General features: G+C 47.4%; 19 protein-coding genes. 9 read left to right on the top strand and 10 right to left on the bottom strand.

The genetic code is table 11. The features are described 5' to 3' along the window. The 3 genes from WG89_RS18940 to WG89_RS18930 form a co-directional block, all read left to right on the top strand. The coding region (locus WG89_RS18940) for an IS1595 family transposase (protein WP_153301692.1) at positions 1–370 on the top strand (370 nt) is incomplete at its 5' end. Further along, on the top strand, positions 363–2,252 hold the full coding sequence (locus WG89_RS18935; protein ID WP_062268738.1) for a hypothetical protein: 1,890 nt from the start codon (positions 363–365) through the stop codon (positions 2,250–2,252). The genes WG89_RS18940 and WG89_RS18935, both read left to right, overlap by 8 nt. Before the next feature lie 100 nt (positions 2,253–2,352). Then, positions 2,353–3,138: a hypothetical protein gene (locus tag WG89_RS18930; RefSeq protein WP_062268736.1), complete on the top strand. Its 786-nt coding sequence runs from the start codon at positions 2,353–2,355 to the stop codon at positions 3,136–3,138. Positions 3,139–3,203: 65 nt separating this feature from the next. Here WG89_RS18930 and WG89_RS18925 read toward each other — a convergent pair whose 3' ends face one another. Continuing rightward, entirely contained in the window at positions 3,204–4,142 is a 939-nt protein-coding gene (locus WG89_RS18925) for a hypothetical protein (protein WP_062268734.1), read from the bottom strand. Between the two features lie 234 nt (positions 4,143–4,376). After that, the gene (locus WG89_RS18920) at positions 4,377–6,062 is read right to left on the bottom strand and encodes an AMP-binding protein (protein ID WP_342669266.1); all 1,686 of its coding nucleotides are present in this window, start codon (positions 6,060–6,062) and stop codon (positions 4,377–4,379) included. A 354-nt stretch (positions 6,063–6,416) separates the two neighbouring features. Here WG89_RS18920 and WG89_RS18915 point away from each other — a divergent pair, with 354 nt between their 5' ends. The 3 genes from WG89_RS18915 (at position 6,417) to WG89_RS18905 (ending at position 9,837) form a co-directional block, all read left to right on the top strand. Continuing rightward, positions 6,417–7,388 carry an alpha/beta hydrolase gene (locus WG89_RS18915; protein ID WP_079253926.1) on the top strand — a complete coding sequence of 324 codons (972 nt, stop codon included), beginning with the start codon at positions 6,417–6,419 and terminating at the stop codon, positions 7,386–7,388. A gap of 175 nt (positions 7,389–7,563) precedes the next feature. Then, complete coding sequence (locus WG89_RS18910; protein ID WP_062268732.1) at positions 7,564–8,046, top strand: MaoC family dehydratase; 483 nt, start codon at positions 7,564–7,566, stop codon at positions 8,044–8,046. 654 nt (positions 8,047–8,700) lie between these two features. Next, entirely contained in the window at positions 8,701–9,837 is a 1,137-nt protein-coding gene (locus WG89_RS18905) for a serine hydrolase domain-containing protein (protein WP_062268730.1), read from the top strand. Positions 9,838–9,940: 103 nt separating this feature from the next. On the opposite strand, the gene WG89_RS18900 is transcribed toward WG89_RS18905, so the two are convergent. The 3 genes from WG89_RS18900 to WG89_RS18890 all read right to left on the bottom strand — a co-directional run bounded on the left by WG89_RS18900 (position 9,941) and on the right by WG89_RS18890 (position 12,197). After that, positions 9,941–10,138 carry a hypothetical protein gene (locus WG89_RS18900; RefSeq protein WP_062268728.1) on the bottom strand — a complete coding sequence of 66 codons (198 nt, stop codon included), beginning with the start codon at positions 10,136–10,138 and terminating at the stop codon, positions 9,941–9,943. Between the two features lie 91 nt (positions 10,139–10,229). After that, a complete protein-coding gene (locus WG89_RS18895; RefSeq protein ID WP_062268726.1) occupies positions 10,230–11,882 on the bottom strand; it encodes a hypothetical protein in 1,653 nt (550 codons plus the stop codon). Positions 11,883–11,945: 63 nt separating this feature from the next. Then, entirely contained in the window at positions 11,946–12,197 is a 252-nt protein-coding gene (locus WG89_RS18890) for a YkgJ family cysteine cluster protein (protein WP_062268724.1), read from the bottom strand. A gap of 203 nt (positions 12,198–12,400) precedes the next feature. Here WG89_RS18890 and WG89_RS18885 point away from each other — a divergent pair, with 203 nt between their 5' ends. Next, complete coding sequence (locus WG89_RS18885) at positions 12,401–13,534, top strand: M14 family metallopeptidase (protein WP_062268722.1); 1,134 nt, start codon at positions 12,401–12,403, stop codon at positions 13,532–13,534. Here WG89_RS18885 and WG89_RS18880 read toward each other — a convergent pair. Continuing rightward, a complete protein-coding gene (locus tag WG89_RS18880; RefSeq protein ID WP_062268719.1) occupies positions 13,531–14,049 on the bottom strand; it encodes a cysteine hydrolase family protein in 519 nt (172 codons plus the stop codon). The two genes, WG89_RS18885 and WG89_RS18880, sit on opposite strands and share 4 nt — an antisense overlap. Positions 14,050–14,280: 231 nt before the next feature. Here WG89_RS18880 and WG89_RS18875 point away from each other — a divergent pair, with 231 nt between their 5' ends. Continuing rightward, positions 14,281–15,408 (top strand): hypothetical protein, encoded by a 1,128-nt coding sequence (locus tag WG89_RS18875; RefSeq protein ID WP_062268717.1) that lies wholly within the window; start codon positions 14,281–14,283, stop codon positions 15,406–15,408. Positions 15,409–15,446: 38 nt separating this feature from the next. Here the strand turns inward: WG89_RS18875 and WG89_RS18870 are convergent, their stop codons facing one another. The 4 genes from WG89_RS18870 to WG89_RS30470 form a co-directional block, all read right to left on the bottom strand. Further along, positions 15,447–16,190, bottom strand: a complete 744-nt coding sequence (locus WG89_RS18870; protein WP_062268715.1) for an amino acid ABC transporter ATP-binding protein — start codon at positions 16,188–16,190, stop codon at positions 15,447–15,449. Continuing rightward, complete coding sequence (locus WG89_RS18865) at positions 16,174–17,124, bottom strand: amino acid ABC transporter permease (RefSeq protein ID WP_062268753.1); 951 nt, start codon at positions 17,122–17,124, stop codon at positions 16,174–16,176. The genes WG89_RS18870 and WG89_RS18865 overlap by 17 nt, the downstream gene beginning before the upstream one ends. 39 nt (positions 17,125–17,163) lie before the next feature. Beyond that, entirely contained in the window at positions 17,164–17,973 is an 810-nt protein-coding gene (locus WG89_RS18860) for a transporter substrate-binding domain-containing protein (protein WP_062268713.1), read from the bottom strand. Between the two features lie 285 nt (positions 17,974–18,258). Then, positions 18,259–18,444 (bottom strand): hypothetical protein, encoded by a 186-nt coding sequence (locus WG89_RS30470; protein WP_062268711.1) that lies wholly within the window; start codon positions 18,442–18,444, stop codon positions 18,259–18,261. 28 nt (positions 18,445–18,472) lie between these two features. Here WG89_RS30470 and WG89_RS18850 point away from each other — a divergent pair, with 28 nt between their 5' ends. Continuing rightward, positions 18,473–19,633 carry a pepsin-like aspartic protease gene (locus WG89_RS18850; RefSeq protein ID WP_062268709.1) on the top strand — a complete coding sequence of 387 codons (1,161 nt, stop codon included), beginning with the start codon at positions 18,473–18,475 and terminating at the stop codon, positions 19,631–19,633. Positions 19,634–19,670: the final 37 nt, after the last annotated feature.

Below are 19,670 nucleotides of genomic sequence, written 5' to 3'. Positions count from 1 at the left end.
CCGTATGCTTGCCAATGTTAAACGGGCAACCATCAAGCCACTGATCAGAGCTACTATAGAGCCAGGCACTCTGGTGTACACGGATGAATACTCGATTTACAACGAACTGGCAGAATGGGGTTATGGCCATAAATCTGTCTGCCATGGAGCCGGTGAATATGCACGAGATGAGGACGGCGACGGTTTTCATGAGATTCATGTGAATACAATGGAGGGGTTCTGGTCGCTGTTGCGTTCCTGGTTGCGTCCTCATCGGGGTATATCACAAGAGAAGTTACCGCTGTATTTGGGTTTCTTCGAGTGCCTGCACAATATCAAGAAGCGCGGGAAAGCAGCTCTAACCGGTCTTCTGGGAGTGTTGTTTGGATAACTCCCCGGAATCCATTAAGAGCCAAAAACAATTAGAGAGTGCTGAACAGGTTGCCTTTTTCTCTCGCCAGCTGAAGTTGCTGCGTGAAGCTTATACCGAAGAAGCTTCCCACCCGGAGGTTTCATCCAGTAATCAGGTCACCCTGCCTGAACCAGACATGACTGACCCGACCGTAGGCTTTTCAGAAACTGGCCTGCCGGATCAAGATCCTTTGGCTCCAGGCCTTACCAGCTCGACAATAGATGACAGTGCTACAATAGCTCCTTCCTCAGAAAGCCCTCGAGGAAAAAAACGAACACTTCGTGCGAGAAAGTCGAAACAGAAACAAACGACTAAAGAAGCATACCCTTTACCTCCAGAGGTTTCTTCCAGTGAAGACTCCGAGGATTCAACACCTCCAGTGAATGGAAGAAAGCAACACCAGTCCAACCGACGCAACAGTATGAGACTGGCTATTCAGCAGTCCCGTGTTTCAGAGATGAGACGCAGGGTTCTGAATCCCGGAGAGTCTTCAGGTACTCAAAGTTCTGAAATACCTGAGCCACTTCCTAGCTCTACGACGGATGAGCATACTGCAACTCCCGCTATCACAATCCCCGATAGGGACAACGATTCTGCTGTGGCCCACTCTTTAGAAAATGGCATGGGAAGAAAGCGAACTCTTCGAACGCGAAAGCAGAGAAACACCCGTCCAGATCCTCATTATTCACCTACAGAATCATCTTCCAGTGAAGATTCTGAGGAAGAGTATCCTTTTAGAAAAGATAGAAAGAAGCAGCCATCAAACCAACAGGTTCGCTCAAGACGGGCAGCTGAACAATCACGATCAACAATGCAACGCCGTGGGCGACATCCCGGAGAGCCTTCACAACCCCGGAGGCGTGAAGCTGACTCTCAATCAAACAGTGCTAACTCAAATACTGTTATGGCGACCTGTGATGCCATTGCTGATGACACTTCAAAAACACTGCATCAACAGTTTATCACCCGACTCTCTGGTGGAACGATGACTGAAGCCTTGAAGTACAAATTCAGGGATTGTCTGCAAAAGTCTGAAGGCCACCGATCGGTTCGCGCCGATAACTGCGCAGCTCTGTTAAATCACCCAACCCGGGGACAGCCTATACCAGACTGGCCTGAGCTCAATAAAACCACCTTGCCAAAGTGGAATACCCGGCTTGTTAAATACGGCATGTATCGTATGAGTCGGCTGGAAGCCGGTGACATGACACCTGAAGATTTTGCCATTCTGAAAACCGATACCTGGCTCTATCTGATCATTCTGGTGGACTTTCTTAATACTCGTATCCGTGCTCAGGCGAACTTCCAGAGAACACCGAAAATGTTCAACAGTGCCTCTCTCGGCTTCCCGGTTGTTGATGGGCAAAACATCTTCAGGGAAAGTGCCACAGAATCATGGACTGTCAGTCACTGCCACCTCTTGATATGGCTGTTTGACAGAAATCATTGTATCGATAATGACCGGATTCTCTATAACATGCTGGCCGTCATGGATACCTCCCATCCACTGTATGAAATTATGCTACTTCAATACATCAAAGTGAGGCTTGGACAGGAACGATTGAGAGGAGATTCCCGGTTTCAGTTTTCTGCAGAAAGCCCCCTTGAATGGTGCACTGAACTGCGCGAAGCCTGCAGAAATGTCGGCAGTGCCATGAGCGAACAAAATGCCGGCAGTGCCAATATCAACCGACTGGAGGCTATCCCTAAACCTTCCTGGTTGGGTGAAGGCCCATGGGGGTATGAAGGCATTGCACAGTTTTTGATAAAGTATGGACTTATCGATACCCGCACTCTTCCTCCTGAAGAGGATCGTTATGCCGTCAGAATACTGGATAGCGACTCTGAGAGTGAAGATTAACTTTTAGAATTACTACCCAGTGGCTATTCCCTCTCCCTCTAAGCCCCGGCATAGGATTGACCTATAGTTACCTCCCACTCAATAAACAAGAAGGCAGATCATGACAACTGCCAAAGCCATGTACCGCTTAAAGACGGTATTTTGCGGCTTGCTGATCAGCACCTCTGCACTCTCTGCAGAGCAAAAGCCTTATTGCTCCATCAACGACTTCACAACATTCTGGCCCACAGTTGTTGAAGTTTATCTGACAGAAACTCTGTCGGAGCATAAAGCACCTCCACAAATCATAAATGGCTCACAGCCCAACGTTTACTGGAATGAGGCCATCCGGAAGAGCACCCGAGCCGCCATGGAGTTCTCAGAGTTATTAGAGGATCACCCGGTGCTTTGTCTGTTGAAACGACTCCCGTTAAACAGCCAGACTTTGATGATGTTTTCTACCATGATCCATGAAAGAGAGGCACTGACCAAAGCTTTCAGTACAGGACAGCTGTCTGCTGGCTGGTTGACGGTAACAGCTATCAACTATCCGCACTTCACAGCTAATCTGTTAGGACACATGCGTGCTCTGGGAGAAATAACCCACACACTTTCGATCAACCGCACGCAGTTAACGTACTTTCAACGTCTGGCCAACGCTCTGGTCAAAGATCAGTCTGCCAGTCTGGAGGCACAGCGTGTTTACTCAAAAGCATTTTGCCATCTGGTATTAATGATCAATGAAGGCAGAGGAGAAGCGGATCTGGACAGGTACTCAGACATCATCAGCTCTTTGCCGGAGACTGATTACTCTGATTTCCTGCTTTTAGATCAATTCTCAACGGCCACTATAGATACTTTTCTCAGAAGGATTGAGTTCAAATACTCAATAGCCCAAAACCAATAGATGCGATTGAATAACATAAAAAAACCGGGTCATATGCCCGGTTTTTTTTCAGGGTCGAAGATACCTTACATTTTCTTCAACGCCTGCCTTAATGGACGAATTTTATCACTGTCGAGATTTGTCGCCCCTTCGTGAACATTCCTTACAAAGGACACATTACGGCTTTTGATTTCCTCAATAAATGGCTCCTTGTAGCCTTCTACATGTACTTCCTCAGTGCCCACTACCCAATCCTGGACATCAGGGTCACCTGTCAGGTGGCAGGCATCAATGAGCTGATAGACCTGAGTTTCATCTTCAACGGCCTTCAAAAGAACCATTAGAGGGTTTTTAAGCTCAGGATTCCCCTCAACAATGGCATTAAGATCCAGACGTCCATTAATACAATGCAGATAGAAATTAAGCATGAAGTCTAAATTAGTAGTACCGGATACTGGAAACTTTTGGCGATCACCAAAATCCCTCATTTTCTCGATAGCGCTGCCAACGGAACCTTTAAACCACAAGGGTTTGGTGGCATTCAGCTGACTGAGAGTGATCGACTTGCGATAATAGTTTTGTTCCAGCCCTGTATACTCAACGGATCGATCATACGCTCCAAAATCACCCTGATAAGCCCTGGCAACACCTTGTGCAAACATGGGAAGACTGGTCAAAACGCCATAACCCAAGCCACACAAACCTCCAATGATCTTCATCGGTTTACCCAGCAGGAACCCGCCCTTCTCATAACCAGCAGATTCGGCACGCAAGGCCGTAGTTACCGTCTTGTTGTAGATCCCACTAACCGTCGAAGTGAGAGGATGAGCGATTCGAGCACACAAAGACCGTTTTGGAGCTGATTCAATTTCAAAGTCGTCCTGCTCAGAGGTGAGAGACTTATCCGGGCCACGGGAGCCCACAGAATACTGCCCCAATGTTGCACTGCTTTCATCAACAGGCACTTGCCCATTGGGTAAAGAATAAAAATTAGATGATGTGGTTGAATCGATCGATAAGTCCATGGTCAGCGTCCTCTTGCTATTAATTCCAGACTGACATTATGGAGAGGACTAGCAGAGATAGTTATGACAGAACTGTCAATTATCCTGACAGAAATAGACCAAAGTATTAGATAGGGAAGACAAGACAGGAAAGCCAAGCGTTAATGTGAATACACACTCCGTTCACCCAGAGCTTGTCGAAGGATACTGGTAATTCACCTCGACAGGCTCAGAGCGAACGGTACGGTGTACAATTTAGATATTTCGCTTCTTCAATTCTTCATCCCGCAACTCACGGCGAAGAATCTTACCGACATTAGTCGTAGGCAGCTCGTCACGAAACTCAATTTGTTTGGGGACTTTGTAGCCGGTCACATGTTTACGCAGATGCTTAACCACATGCTCTTCGTTCATGGCAGGGTTTGAGCTGACCAGGAACATCTTGATAGCTTCGCCGGTTTTTTCATGAGGAACCCCAATAGCAGCGCATTGCTCAACATCCGGGTGCATGGCCAGTACTTCTTCCAGCTCATTCGGGTAAACATTGAAACCGGAAATACAGATCATATCTTTTTTACGATCCACGATCGTGACATAACCTTCATCATCAATACGAGCTATGTCACCGGTTTTCAACCAGCCGTCTTCATCAATGGTTTCGTCTGTAGCATCGACATTATCCCAGTAGCCTTTCATGACCTGAGGACCTTTGACACACAACTCGCCAACGGCATTAAGACCCAGATCATTGCCATCATCATCAATGACTTTCAGCTCACAGGACGGCACTGGAATTCCGATTGATCCCAGCTTGATACGGTCCAGAGGGTTAATGGTGACAACCGGTGAGGTTTCGGTCATGCCATAGCCTTCACAGATCTTGCAACCTGTCAGGTTCTCCCAGCGCTCTGCGGTATCCATTTGCAGAGCCATACCGCCGGAAACAGTATTCTTCAGATGGCTGAAATCCATCTTTCTGAATTCAGGGTTGTTCATCAAACCCACAAAGAGTGTATTGAGTCCTACAAACATACTGAAAGGCTGCCCCTTGATATCCTTCATAAAGGTTTTCATATCACGGGGATTGGTGATCAGCAGATTGTGCGCACCCACCAGCATGCCCACCATACAGTGAACGGTAAATGCAAAGATGTGATAGAGGGGCAGAGGCGCAATCAGCAGCTCTTTACCGTCTTCCAGGTTTCGAGCCACCATGGCCTTAACCTGAAACATGTTGCTGAGGATATTGCGATGGGTCAGCATCGCTCCTTTAGCGACCCCCGTCGTACCACCGGTGTATTGCAGAACCGCTACTTCATCTTCTTCCTTACGAGCATCATGAGGAGCATTTTGTGCACCCAGTTTCATGGCTTTGCTGAAGCTGACGGATTCTTTCACATGGTAGTCTGGCACCATCTTTTTCAGGTATTTAACGGCCAGATTTACTACAGTTTTTTTCAATGGGGGCAACATATCCCCCACTTCAGTAATGACGACAGTATCAATTGAAGTTTTTGGAACCACTTTCTCTGCCATGTGTGCCATATTGGCCAGCACGACCAGAGCTTTGGCGCCGGAATCGCGGAATTGGTGCTCCATTTCCCGCTCGGTATAGAGTGGGTTAGTGTTCACCACAATCAGACCAGCCCTGAGCGCGCCATAAACAGCAATGGGAAACTGAAGCAGGTTGGGCAGCATGATGGCGATGCGATCGCCAGGCCTCAAGTCGGTATGGTTCTGCAAATAGCTGCAGAACTGGCCACTGAGCTCGTGGAGTTCAGAGTAAGTGATACTTTTACCCAGATTACTGAAAACAGGCTTGTCAGCGTATTTGCGGGTAGCATAATCCAACACGTCCAGGATGGAGCGGTACTGGCCGGTATCAATCTCGGATGGCACACCTTCAGGGTACTTGTCTTTCCAGAAACCACTGCGAATCACAGAGACCACCTCCACTGCACGAGAGAGCCCGGTTTGTTTTGCCCTAAAGTTGCCAAAAACATCACTAAGTCAGTTACCACTAATCTGTCACAGCTAATTCAGCCCGCTTTCTCTCTTTGAGCAAGGCATTTTTTCACCCGAATCGGGGGTGACGCAGATTACCAGTTTTACGGTTTTCCTGATAGAGAGTCTGCAGAAAAAACCGGAAAACATTTACTAATTGTTTCATTTTTGCCATAAAGTGAGCATTGAGTGTGCAACCTTTGAGCAAACCTCTCACTGCATATCAAATTAAAGGACTACCCCCGTGGCTAAAGAGCAGAAAATCAATAATAAAGTGAGTGGCTCCAAGGCATGAAAACCTACACATTGAAAAGCGATGACCACACCATTCCTCTCTATTGCTGGAATGATCTTCCAGAGGGTGTGGCTCGCAAGGGCATTCTTCATATCAGTCACGGGATGGCTGAGTATGGAGAACGATATGCCAATGTTGCCCAGGCTCTTAATCAGGCCGGGTACATCGTTTTTGCCCATGATCACCGGGGCCATGGAGCCTGCATAGAACAGGATGGTGAAGGCTACTTTGCCGGGCAGCGCGGCTGGTACAAAGTCGTGGATGACCTGGTTATCGTGGTCGACTTTGTGCAGAAAAAATTCCCCAGCTCCCCTCTGCTGCTCATGGGCCACAGTATGGGCAGCTACATTCTGCAAAGCTACCTCATTCACCACTCCCCCAAACTCTCCGGTGTCATTCTTTCTGGTTCGAACTATGCTCCCAAGTTACTGTTAGAAGCGGCCTTGCTCATCGCCAAGATGGAATGTTTGAGGCAGGGCAAAAAAGGCATCAGTCCCATTATAAAACAGCTGACCTTTACCAGTTATAACCGACAGTTTAAGCCCAACCGTACCGAGTTCGACTGGTTAAGCCGGAACGAAAAAGCCGTTGATGACTACATTGCCGATGACTTATGTGGCTTCTCCTGCTCCAACCAGCTCTGGCACGATTTATTCAAAGGACTGCTTCATATCAATGCCATTAACAACCTTAAACGCATCCAGCAAGATCTCCCGATATTGGTGATGGGCGGAGAAAAAGACCCGGTAAGCGCTCCTCATGGACAACAGAAACTTACCAAAGCATTACGGAAAGCCGGCTTAAAAGATGTCACACTCAGCCTGTATCCTGAGGGTCGCCATGAAATGCTGAACGAAACGAATTCTCAGCAAGTGATTAATCGCCTGTTACAATGGATGAATCAAACAGCCATGAGCCGGGAATGCTGCTCAGAGAACCACACCACGCATGTGGTCACCGAATCCTGAACAACAGTATCTCACACTCACTGTTTACCGTGAAAAACATGTAGCCTTGCCACTTTTCATGATGGAAGGTGGCGTACACTGTTCTTCTTTCGCTATGGGCATATTGTGGAATTGTCAGTCGGCAGTGTTAACTGCCGCCCTTTCTTTGTAGTTTTGCCTTCAAGGGCCAATGATAATGCGTAAACTGGAAAACACCCCATTCGATGAGCTTAAAATCGGGGATAAAGAAACACTGACCCGTACTCTTACCGAACAGGACCTTCTGCTGTTCGCCAAAGTATCCGGTGACACCAACCCGGTACATCTGGACAAGGATTTTGCTGCCACTACCCAGTTTGAGGGACGAATTGCCCACGGAATGTGGACCTCTTCCCTGATTTCCTGTGCACTGGCCACCAAACTGCCAGGGCCCGGCGGCATTTACCTGTCTCAGGAAGTAAAGTTCATGCGTCCGGTCAAGATTGGCGATACCGTGACGGTTGAACTGGAAGTCATTGAAATCAACGAACGCCGAAAGCGTGCTACCGTATCCACCAAGGTGATCAACCAGGACGGAAAAGCGGTTGTCAAAGGCAAGGCCGAAGTGATGCCTGCCGTTGAAAAAGTGGTAGTGGATGAATACCCATTACCCGATATTGAGTTGATCAGCAGAGCCTGACCCTCTCAAAAAAGCCGGTGCACAAACCGGCTTTTGCCATTCTCCCCCAACCCCCCTACCCCTTGTTGAAATACTCAGCGCAATCAAAGACTGCACTCTCTTGGCTTCTTTGAACGCCCAATCATTGAAACGCGAGCGCTAAAAAAGAGCACTCTGTTTTCATATTCGCTTTAGACTTTGAAAACCATCAGCCAAAGAGAATCATCTTATTTTGGCCACCCTATGCCTCCCTCTGTTCAAACCTCTGATTTTATTGAACCTGATCACACTTTTTTAATAAACCGCTCATACTTTACACACAATTAAGTCAAACGCTTGAATGAATTTTTCAACTTTGTTTCATTTATATGAATCCCTTCATATTGCACCAGACATGTGCAGCCATAGTGAAGAGATTAACCCATGATCTGAAAACAATAGCTCTTAGCTATTTCCATGGATTCGGATGACTTGGCTACCAGGAGCCTTTGTCTTCTATAGAAGTGATCAGCACAGCAAAGCGTTTTTATCCCGAGTCTGTTTGCGGCACCAGTAAACAAGTCAAAGAAAGGGATAATGCGCTCATTAATATAAATACATCACCTGAGGTCTGGAGGAACGACTTACGTCCTGCAGACCAATCAAAGGTGGGTAATGACTGGAGCTAAAATAGCTATGTCATCTCTAAAAGAGCTGTTATTCAATAAAAGCGGCCGAATGATAAAGTCTTTTATTGCTGTTTCAATCGCTTGTACATTCAGTACGTCTACCCTGGCTCAAGACCCCATTTTCCCGGTTCCAACCTGGCAGTCGGACACTCCGGAAAATCACGATTTTGATTCTACCCTTCTTCAGGATACTTCATCCTATGCAGAGTCCATCAACTCTGACAGTCTGTTAATTATCAGAAATGGACACATTATCTGGGAGGAATACTGGAATGGTCTGGGTCAGACGACCCCACAGAAAAATGTCTGGTCGGTCACCAAGTCGTTCACTTCAATACTGGTCGGAATTGCCCAGGATCAGGGACATCTGAGCATCAACGACAAAGCGTCTGACTACATCTCTCAGTGGCAGGGAGGATCCAGTGACTCTGTCACTATAAAGCAGCTGTTAGCAAACAGCTCAGGTCGTCACCACAGCATTTTCTTTGATAACTGGTACTTCAGGAATGAGAACTCTGTAGGCAAAAGTGATATGACCGGCTATGCCATTGGCCGTTCACAGCAAAGTACCCCAGGTACTGTCTGGCGGTACAACAACCTTGCTATCCAGACTCTGGACCGGGTTCTCAGTGTCGCTACAGGCATAAGTACTGCATCTTATGCTACCAGCGAGCTGGTAAATCCTCTGGGTATGCTGAATACCACGGTGTTTACCGACAACAGCGGTCAAATGATCATGCCTTCTCATATGAAGACCACTGCGAGAGATATGGCCAGGCTCGGCTATCTGTTTCTGAATGATGGAAACTGGAATGGCCAGCAGATTGTTCCTCATAGCTATGTGACAGCAGCCACTTCTCCGGGCTCATCACTCAACGCAGCCTATGGATTCCTCTGGTGGCTAAATACTGGCCCCAATGATACCTGGCTACACCCTGCGATTAACAATCATGCGACACAAACTGGCGTGATATTTCCGGATGCCCCAGCTGATCTGTACGCTGCTTCAGGTAATAATGGACAAGTCGTTATTGTCTCCCCTTCAGAAAACCTGATTATTGTTCGACAGGGGCATGTGAAAGTAGATGGTCCGGAAATTATCAACGGTCTGTACCGTGAAGTAGCCGCAGCCATGACAAACTGAGGATTTGTCTCGAAATAATTTCCCGATTTACATAGATTCCGTTCACCCTGAGCTTGTCGAAGAGTAGGAGTATTGGACTTCGACAGGCTCAGCCCGAACGGATTTAGAAAGCCTGAACATAGTTATAGGAGACGCTGCCATGAGTCAGACTGTCACCTAGACAGGCTACGACTTTCTGATGAAGGTTTCTGTCATGTAAAAAAAGCTCCGGTCTGTTTTCGGGCAGGCGGGTAGCAGAGGCAAAGGCTGAAAACAGGACGAAACCTATCGCAGCAACCATCAGCAAAAACAGGATCAGCACAGTCTCTCTCCAGTATTATTATTGTTTTAAGACAGAGTCATTAGGTGGTAATTATTGTACGTCAGGGTCATGTCAGAGTGAATGAATGGCATCAGTAGATGTATTCAGGAAACTTAACAGTAGGACCTTTAACCGCTACAAAAGCCTTATATTTTAGCAAGTCATCACGAGACACACTTTTTTCAATTTGCTCAAGCCAACAAGGGCCCCTGACATTATCATCCTTTATTTGAACTCCAATCACCTGACGGCCTTTGCGCAACAGATGCAGTACACGATCAATACGAACTGTTTGATCATTGTAGGAACCATCGGACAGAGTACTGTAGGTGTGATCTGGATTGGAGGCTGTCACTGGGTAAACATCGTCTGGATCAAACTGATACGCTTTGGCCTGCTGTCGAATAAACCTCCAGTTTTTCTCTACAACAGCCCTTTCCAGACAACGAATATCATCTCTCGCATTTTCAAGCGCTTCTATTTGAGCAGGTAACGCCATATCCTGAAATCCACACACTTGCGCCAGTCTCCTGATTCTCTCAGGGCATCTTTCATTCAAAACTTCCTGAATACACCCGGAAAACTCAGCCAGCTCTATGAAACGACTCAAGTAGACTGGCGAAACGGGTAAAGGCCAATGCTCAAAAAGACACTCACTATCAACAGAAATATCGCGTATCTGGATATCCTTCCGCAAACAATATGGACTGGGAATGACAAATCGGTCAATCAAACTGTCCCAAACATCACCCCTGATGATGAACTTATGCATGTCACCATCCATACCACCAAAATTGGCTGCAACGAGGAGATGAAAAAAGTGGACGTTCACACCATGTGTGAGAATGAAGTCCAGACTGGCAGGGCTTTCAATATAAGGAAAGTGGGTATCAAAGAAATCGGCCGCCAGATGGGGCATAAAGCCAATAAACTCAACAAACTGACCATACCCTCCCTTAGCCCAATGAGATAAACGGGATAAAACCCCTGAGCCCTGTCCAGCAAATTCAAGATAGTTCTTACTATGTATTTTACTGTTTAACTCACCAACCAGTATCTTATTGAGTGCACCATGAAGTCTGAACTCAGACTTCCCCTCCTCTGTAGCTGCTGAAATATATTCATACTCCATATCAGAGCAGGCTTCTTCCAATAACAGCTTATGGGACTCTAACCGAGAGCTTTCAGACTGTTCTCTCATACCTTGTCTGATCCTGTCATGAGGAAGCTTTTTTACTCCTCTCAGAACAACAAAATCTTCAGGCTCAAGGTCCGGACACTCTTTTCTCAGCATCCGCCCAATGCGGATAAATTCCTTAAGGTAATTTTTATAATCCAAAACAGATGAAAACAGTTTTTGAAGTCGGACCCGATTCTCAAGATAGTATTGAATCTGAGCCTTCATATCGTCTTCATGAGCCAGAAAGTAGCTCTCTGTTGATTGCGTTACATCAGAAACAGCCGCTTCCAACAATTTTTCAGGCTCAATAGGCACTTTGGGATCATGAGTAGAAGGTACAATCAATTCGGATAGAGGCAAGTTGTAGCCATTGACCAAAGACTTCCCGGATGTACTGTCATGCAAACAAACATGCCGCCCTGAAATAGGCTTTTCAGAAACAGCAGAAGGTGTCCGATCTATGGACTTATTGAGGCAACCACACTCATAAAGAGGAGCGGGCTGAAAAGGTTTAACCGGGCTTTGATACCCGGGAAAGGTAAAACTGACGCTGGCTGCTTCCATACTGCATCATCCTGGTATTCCCTGACCATAAGATTTAGACCCTGAACAGCCTCAGGGGTTCCCTTAGCCCGTCAGCATTTCCAGTTCAATCAGATTACTCATTGCAAGAGTGTTTTCCTCTCCACAAACCCCATGGTCTGCTTTGAAATCAGCACAGACATCAGGACGTCCAGACTGACCAAAGATCTTGCAGAGATTACCGTCATCCAGCTGTACGCAGCGCACACCCGCAGGCTTGCCATTGGGCATACCCGGTATAGACGAAGAAATTGAAGGGGCGATACAGCAGGCACCACAACCCAGACGACACTCCATAACAAACACCTGATCGTCGAGAAACAGAATAATTCTCAGCTCGAAAAAGAGCCTGAATTTAAACCGACGGCATTCTAAAGAGTCGATGGGCCAATAGAAACAAGGGATTATCGAGCCGTACAAATACGGACTCGGGAGAGTATATTTTTCAATCGCGATACGATAGCTTAGCGGCGAAACATTGAAAGAAGTGAACAGAGTTCATGACATCACTCCATATCACCAGCCAGTTCGATGGCGGGAATATCAAGGTCATCAACAAAGATAACCCTGAACATATTCAGCTGGAAATCAACAAAGACGTTGAATCCGGCTTTTATCAGTGGTTCTACTACCGGGTAAGCGGTGCTGAAGGCCAGCCTCTGACCATGCACCTGAACAATGCTTCCGGTTCTTCCTATGCAGAAGGCTGGATCGACTATAAGGCAGTAGCCTCCTATGACAGAGAGCACTGGTTCCGTGTCGACACTGATTACGACGGTGAGAAGCTGATCATTCAGCATACACCTGAATGCAATAACGTTTACTACGCCTACTTTGCCCCTTACTCCATGGAACAGCACCATGACCTGATCGCATGGGCCCAGCAGTCTGCCATTGTCAAAACTGAAACGCTGGGCGACACCCTGGATGGCCAGCCTATGGACCTGCTGAAAATTGGCGGCGGCGAAGGTAAGCGAAAAATCTGGGTCATAGCCCGTCAGCACCCGGGTGAAACCATGGCGGAATGGTGGATGGAAGGTTTCCTGCAACGCCTGCTCGACCCTGCCTGCCCTATTGCCCGCGAACTGTTGAGCAAAGCTGTTTTCTATGTAGTGCCTAACATGAATCCGGACGGCAGCCGTCGTGGTCATCTGCGCAGCAATGCCTGTGGCGCTAACCTGAACCGTGAATGGGCGGAACCCACTCAGGAAAGAAGTCCTGAAGTCCTGGTGGTTCGCAATAAAATGGATGAAACCGGAGTCGACCTGGCTCTGGGTGTTCATGGCGATGAAGCTCTGCCTTACAACTTTATTGCGGCAGCAGAAGGCATCCCTTCCTGGACAGACAGACTGAATACTCTGACCGAAAATTATCTGCAGGCTCTGGTTCAGGCCAGTCCTGATTTCCAGACAGAGTTTGGTTATCCGAAAGATGAACCGGGCAAAGCCAACATGACAGTGTGCACTGCCGCTCTGGCTGAACGCTTTGACTGCCTGTCCATGACCCTGGAAATGCCTTTCAAGGATACCGTGGACACTCCTGATGAATTTCAGGGCTGGAGCCCGGAAAGAAGTCAGGCTTTGGGCGCAGCTAACTTGAATGCTATGTACGCAGTGATTGATCAGCTTCGCTAAAAAGCTTCACTGGAAGGCATGGTCTTCACCCAGAAGGCCATATCTTCCAAAGCAAGATCATTCACTACTTCCCCTACACTGGTGCATAAATCAAACAACACACAGACATCATACTTCTGGGCCACCTTCGATATAGCACTGAAAGTGACGCAGGCCTGGGTCATCATGCCGCCTATATAAAGGGTATCAATCTTGTGTTCCTGAAGAATCTCATCCAGATTGGTTTCCTGAAAACAATCTCCACACCCTTTCATGACTATGGGAGCTTCCGGAACCATCTCCGTAATACTGGAATGCAGCTCTACCCCTTTTGTCCCCTCAATGAAGAAAGAGACCATTTCTGAGTGATAACCCACGACCTGTTGCACAAGAATAATAGGTATACCAGCCTTACGAGCCCTTTCAATCGCATCCAGAGCTTTTTCGAGTACGGCTTCCATATTCCAGAGAGGAAACTGCCCCCCGGGAAAGTAGTCATTCTGATAACCGATCAGTATTAGCGCCGGTGATGACATAGGCAAACCTTCAAACAGATTCAGGCCAGGTTAGGAGAAAAATCATATATTAGATTCAGCTGCATTTAAGGCTTTATTCATATATGACTGTCGATTGAAATCAGTTGAAACAATCAGGAAGTATACACCCTGATAAAAGAATAAAGATTACGCAGACACATTGTCAGCTTTACTATCCCTATCTACATTTATCGCTTCCGTCGAAAAAAAATATTGATAGGGGAAGCATTCATGACACGGGCTGTTCAGCTATTCGTTCTCATACTCTTTACTGCCCAGTGCATTGTGAGTCAGGCAAAACCTTCTATCACGAAAGTACTTCCAGCCACCCACTCCGAACCCTCGTACAACAATGCAGACGACAAATGGCCAGGCGAAGCTCAGTCCTGTATTTACTATCTCAAACTTCAACCGTATTGGAGCAAAATAGCTCTCAATTTGGAAAGTTCTCCCCTGCAGCTTTATAGAATCATGCATTTCACTCTGAGTGCCACAGCCATTGAACAAATTTTAATGCTCTGGTTAAACGGTGATATTAGTGACCAACCTGCTGACAGCTGGGAGCCACTGATAGACGCGGCGTTCACTATTCCAGATTTATCCACCTATGAAGCCCTGATCGAAGCAAAGCCACACCTTCTGGACATGACAGAAACACCCAGTGGAGAAAATATTTCTCATCTGGAAGTGAATCAGATCACTCTCCGATTCACAGAGATACTGCGTCCATTCTGGCGAGAAGTGGCTGAAGCCCTTGGAGTATCGAAAGCACAGATCAGAGATATTGAGGTCTTTTACAATTATCATCACCGTCATCCACTGGATGAATTTCTGTATCAGCAAACCCATCAAGCTTCAGCAAAACAGACAATCAGTGATCACAAGATTCTCCGGGCTGGATGGCTCGAGCCTGACATCAGGAAACACATTATCAACGCATCTATGAAGGAAGATTTTCTGGATGTATGCCCCGACCTGGGACGAATCAGTCCTCAAAGAAGAACAGCCAGCAAACGGATTCAGCCGGGTGAACTCCCAAAATTCCAACAGCTGAACCACCTTATTCTGGGGAATAAGGACTACCGACTATTAGAAATCATACAACCCTACTGGAAACAGCTGGCTTATCTGATCGGGGCCGAGGACTGGCATATAAGAAGCATTGTGATGGACTATTCGCACTCTGAGTTTGAACAAACTCTGATGCTGATGCTGTTATGGTCTCTGGACAAATTCAGCGTTTCCCATAAAGAAACCGCACCCTTCACCTGGGAAGCACTCATCAAGGCTACTGACTCTATTCCTGAGCTGACCAGTGATGAAACATACATGAACTTTAGAAATGAGCTGGAATTTTGAGTCTGCCAGACATGAACCGCTGACAGACTCAAATTAACTCAGATCACCTGGCTCAGGAACGCCTGCAGGCGTTCACTGTCAGGGTTATCAAAGAAATGTTCCGGAACACTGTCTTCTAACAGTTCGCCGGATTCCATGAACAGGACCCGGTCGGCCACTTCACGGGCAAAGCCCATTTCATGGGTCACCACCACCATGGTCATACCCGAGCGAGCCAGTTGTTTCATAACCTCCAGAACCTCACCCACCATTTCAGGATCCAGTGCAGAAGTGGGTTCATCAAACAACATGATCTTGGGTTGCATAGCCAGTGCACGGGCTATGGCCACACGCTGTTGCTGGCCGCCAGACAGTTGTGGCGGAAAACTTTTAGCCTTATCGGACAGACCGACTTTTGCTAACAGTTCCACGGCCCTGTCTTCAGCATCACTTCGGGAAATTCCCCTGACTTTCATGGGTGCCAGACAGATGTTGTCCAGAACACTCAGGTGTGGGAAGAGGTTGAAGGACTGGAAAACCATGCCCACTTCTTCCCTCAGCTTATTCACATCTCCTGGTGTGGTCAGGGAAATACCATCCACCACAATCTCACCGGCATTGATGGTTTCCAGCTGGTTCAGGGTTCTCAGAAAAGTGGATTTGCCTGAACCACTGGGCCCAACCACAACCACTACTTCACCTTCTTTAATGGTCTGACTGACATTATTGAGAGCATGAACCCCGTTGGGGTATACCTTGTGAATGTCTGTCACAGTGATAATGGCGTCAGTTTCTTGCGGCATACTTCACCTCCATTCTTCTGACGACATAGGACAGAACACCGGTCAGAACCAGATAGAGCAGAGCCACAGTAAACCAGACCTCAAAGGGACTGAAAGTGCTGCTGACGGTCTCACGGCCGGCTTTTGTCAGATCGGTCAGGGATATCACCGATACCAGGGAAGAGTCCTTGATCAGATTGATAAACTGCCCTGCCAGAGGTGGCAACACCTGCTTGAAAGCCTGAGGCAGAATGATATAGCGCATGGTAGCACCACGGCTCATACCCAGACTGCGGCCTGCTTCCATCTGACCTTTGTTAATGGATTCAATGCCTGCCCGAATAATCTCGGCAATGTACGCACCGGTAAAAATAGACAGTGCAGCAACACCCGCCGTGAAGCGATCAAGATGAAGTACCGTACCGATAAAGAAGTAGACAATAAATATCTGCACCAGTAACGGAGTACCCCGGATCACTTCGATGTAGAGCACCGACAGATTCCGAAGTGCCGGATTAGGCGATATTCGGGCCAGTCCAGAAATAACCCCCAGTAATATCGCAAACACAATGGACACCAGCGACAGCTTGATGGTCATGACCAGGCCATTGGCTATAGGCCCGGGCTTCCATTCATAACTAACGGCCAGCAAGTCGCCTTCAAAGACCAGATCCCCTTCATAGACCTGAACTTCTGTAAAACCTTCAATGACAGTCTGTTCAGAATCGTCAAAGTCATTAATCAGGACAAGCTTGCCACTGTCGTTTGTTAAAACAGTTCCGTCGTATTCTGCCCTGAGTGGATTTTCTGCCTTGTAAAAGATGTACTGTGGAATGCGCTCCCAGCGCCAGATGTAGTCGATCGACTGACTGGATTTGTAGATACCCACGCCCATCAGCAGCAACAGCACAGCGAAAAACAGGTTCCAGAGAACCTGATTTGGCTGCTTTTCCATTTGCAGCGGACGGTCCGCTAAGGGTTTACTGCCCAACACTTAGTTCAGAGTCTTCTGCCAATCGGAGCTTTCGAACCACTTGCTGTAGATCTTGTCGTAGGTACCATCACCCTTGATCTGACGCATAAAGTTGTTCAACCAGTTTTCGAAGTCAGGATCACCCTTGCGGATACCCCAGGCCAGTGGCTCATGAGTGAAGGCTGTGTCCAGGTGAGTCAGCTTGCCAGGGTTCTGGCTGGAGTAGATCGCATTGAAAGGCAGGTCATAGACGAAAGCATCGGCTTTACCGTTAGCCACTTCCAGAGCGCCATCCGCTTCTGTTTCAAACAGACGGATATTGGCTTTGCCCAGGTAACGCTTGGTAGCCTGTTCACCGGTAGTACCCAGCTTGGTAGCCACGGTGTATTTCTTGTCGTTCAGATCCTTGTAGCTCTTGATCTCACCTTCCAGGCCCTTGCGCAGCAGGATGGTCTGACCTACGACAATGTATGGCTGTGCAAAATTAATCTGCAGGTTACGCTGAGGTGTCAGGGTCATGCCGGACATGATGATGTCAAACTTACCGGTCAGCAGAGATGGGATGATGCCGTCCCAGGCGGTATTAACCAGTTCCAGCTTTACACCCATGGCCTTAGCCATCTGACGGGCAATATCCACGTCAAAGCCAACAATATCACCACGTTTGTTGGTCATTTCAAAGGGCATGTAGCCCGCTTCCATGCCCACACGCAGGGTTTTACGTTCAATAATTTCGTTCAGGGTAGACTTCTGCCAGAGCGCATTGTCAGAAGCAAAAAGGCTGGTGCTAAAAGCCAGCATAAACGTCAGAAATGCCGCTATTTTTTTCATTATGTTTCACTCCACGGTTCCGGTTCGGCCAGAACTCAGTTACTTCCAGTTTTTATAATGTGAAAAATCTGCCAGAGTCTGGTGGCAGTCTGGATAAGACAGCACCCGGTTCAATGAAAGATTGTTACTTCCACTTAAACTTATTGAAATACGACTACCTCCCCCCCGGGAGTCAGCACGATATCTCGCTTTTTGTCGCTTTTATCTACCCTTTCTTCGAAGGGCTTGTGTGCACAAGACTTGCGTATTTTACCTATGCAGGGGGATTTGAACAGTACTTTAGTGCTATTTGCGAATAACGCCTGCTTCAACCCCGTTTTGGCAGAAAAAAGTCTGACCGCGCGGGGTGTATCTCAGCCAGACTCTACTATCTTCATCAAAACCTGAATCAAGATCACTTTCCTTTCGACGCTTCAAAACCAGAGGCTTCACCATGACACCTTCACTGAATCTGAAAGCAACCTTAATCATTCTCCTGCTCCTGACATGCATCTCCGCTATGGCAAAACCCCGTGTGGTTGCCGTCGTGAATCCCTCCGCCAGTTCGGCGTCTGCCCCCATTCGTGCCATGCACTACATCATGGATACCGCTATTCCATCGATGAATCTTCTGGAAGAGGCATCAGGCAGTGCCCCTATTAGCAACTATTTCCGGACAGTGTATTTCAGCACTTTCCAGATTGGCTCAGATCACCAGCCATTCACAGCTGTTCTGGATACCGGTTCAGCCAATATCTGGATTCCGGGTTCCCAGTGTCAGAGCGAAGGATGTGAGGGCAAGCATCAGTTCAACCAGGCTTCCAGCCACACGTTTCAGGGAACGGATCAGGGGTTTCAATTGAAATACGGAACCGGTGCCGTAAATGCGTCCCAAAGTTATGACCAAGTCACTCTGGCTGGACTGGTAGTAAAAAAGCAGGGGTTTGGAATAGCACTGGCCATAGACAAGTTTTTCAAGAATTCAGGTTTTGACGGCATTTTTGGTATGGCTTTTAAAGAACTGGCCATTGGTAAGCTGCCTACCTGGATAGAAAATGCAGCACAAACCCAGGTGATAAAGAAAGCCCGGTTTGCCCTTTATTTATCGAACAAGGCCGATGGAGAAGACAGCCGACTCTTCCTTGGAGATCCGGATAGCCATTATTACCAGGGTAAAATCCAGTGGCATCCGTTAATCCCTATCGACTCAAAGACCCCTACCCGGTTTTACTTCACCATTGGTTTGCATGACCTGAAAGTCGGCCAGTCGTCTTTGAGTATTCAATGCCCACACCAAGGTTGCCCTGCTGTCGTAGACTCAGGCACTTCGCAACTGATTGTTCCCAAAGCGGTTCTGGCTCAATTCCAGAACGACATAAAAGTGAAGGAAGACTGCTCTGATCTGGACAAACTGCCCACCATCAAAATCCAGTTATCGCAATTCAGCTATGACCTGACACCCGCCTTTTATGTCATCAAGGTTCCAGATCAGCAAAACAAACTGCACTGCCAATTGGGCATTGACGCAATAGACGACAATAGCTGGATTCTGGGTGATACCTTTTTACGCTCCAAACTGTCCGTATATGACCTCAGTGGCACCCGGGTTGGATTTGCTACATTGGCATCCAGACTGACTCAGCAGCTGACTTTGAAGGAGTATGTATTTATTCAGGAATAACCAGCATTAATTACTTGTTCAGATACCTGGATGCCAG

The sequence above is a fragment of the Endozoicomonas arenosclerae genome (assembly GCF_001562015.1).
Classification (GTDB): domain Bacteria; phylum Pseudomonadota; class Gammaproteobacteria; order Pseudomonadales; family Endozoicomonadaceae; genus Endozoicomonas_A; species Endozoicomonas_A arenosclerae.
The sequence above is the reverse complement of the archived record's forward strand: the minus strand, read 5'-3'. Positions and strand labels throughout refer to the sequence as shown.

Coding starts and splice junctions, on each gene's coding strand:
- WG89_RS18850 (WP_062268709.1), top strand. CDS start 18,473: ATGGCAAAACCCCGTGTGGTTGCCGTCGTGAATCCCTCCGCCAGTTCG.
- WG89_RS18930 (WP_062268736.1), top strand. CDS start 2,353: ATGACAACTGCCAAAGCCATGTACCGCTTAAAGACGGTATTTTGCGGC.
- WG89_RS18925 (WP_062268734.1), bottom strand. CDS start 4,142: ATGGACTTATCGATCGATTCAACCACATCATCTAATTTTTATTCTTTA.
- WG89_RS18895 (WP_062268726.1), bottom strand. CDS start 11,882: ATGGAAGCAGCCAGCGTCAGTTTTACCTTTCCCGGGTATCAAAGCCCG.
- WG89_RS18905 (WP_062268730.1), top strand. CDS start 8,701: ATGTCATCTCTAAAAGAGCTGTTATTCAATAAAAGCGGCCGAATGATA.
- WG89_RS18885 (WP_062268722.1), top strand. CDS start 12,401: ATGACATCACTCCATATCACCAGCCAGTTCGATGGCGGGAATATCAAG.
- WG89_RS18880 (WP_062268719.1), bottom strand. CDS start 14,049: ATGTCATCACCGGCGCTAATACTGATCGGTTATCAGAATGACTACTTT.
- WG89_RS30470 (WP_062268711.1), bottom strand. CDS start 18,444: ATGATTAAGGTTGCTTTCAGATTCAGTGAAGGTGTCATGGTGAAGCCT.
- WG89_RS18910 (WP_062268732.1), top strand. CDS start 7,564: ATGCGTAAACTGGAAAACACCCCATTCGATGAGCTTAAAATCGGGGAT.
- WG89_RS18870 (WP_062268715.1), bottom strand. CDS start 16,190: ATGCCGCAAGAAACTGACGCCATTATCACTGTGACAGACATTCACAAG.
- WG89_RS18890 (WP_062268724.1), bottom strand. CDS start 12,197: ATGGAGTGTCGTCTGGGTTGTGGTGCCTGCTGTATCGCCCCTTCAATT.
- WG89_RS18860 (WP_062268713.1), bottom strand. CDS start 17,973: ATGAAAAAAATAGCGGCATTTCTGACGTTTATGCTGGCTTTTAGCACC.
- WG89_RS18915 (WP_079253926.1), top strand. CDS start 6,417: ATGAAAACCTACACATTGAAAAGCGATGACCACACCATTCCTCTCTAT.
- WG89_RS18875 (WP_062268717.1), top strand. CDS start 14,281: ATGACACGGGCTGTTCAGCTATTCGTTCTCATACTCTTTACTGCCCAG.
- WG89_RS18865 (WP_062268753.1), bottom strand. CDS start 17,124: ATGGAAAAGCAGCCAAATCAGGTTCTCTGGAACCTGTTTTTCGCTGTG.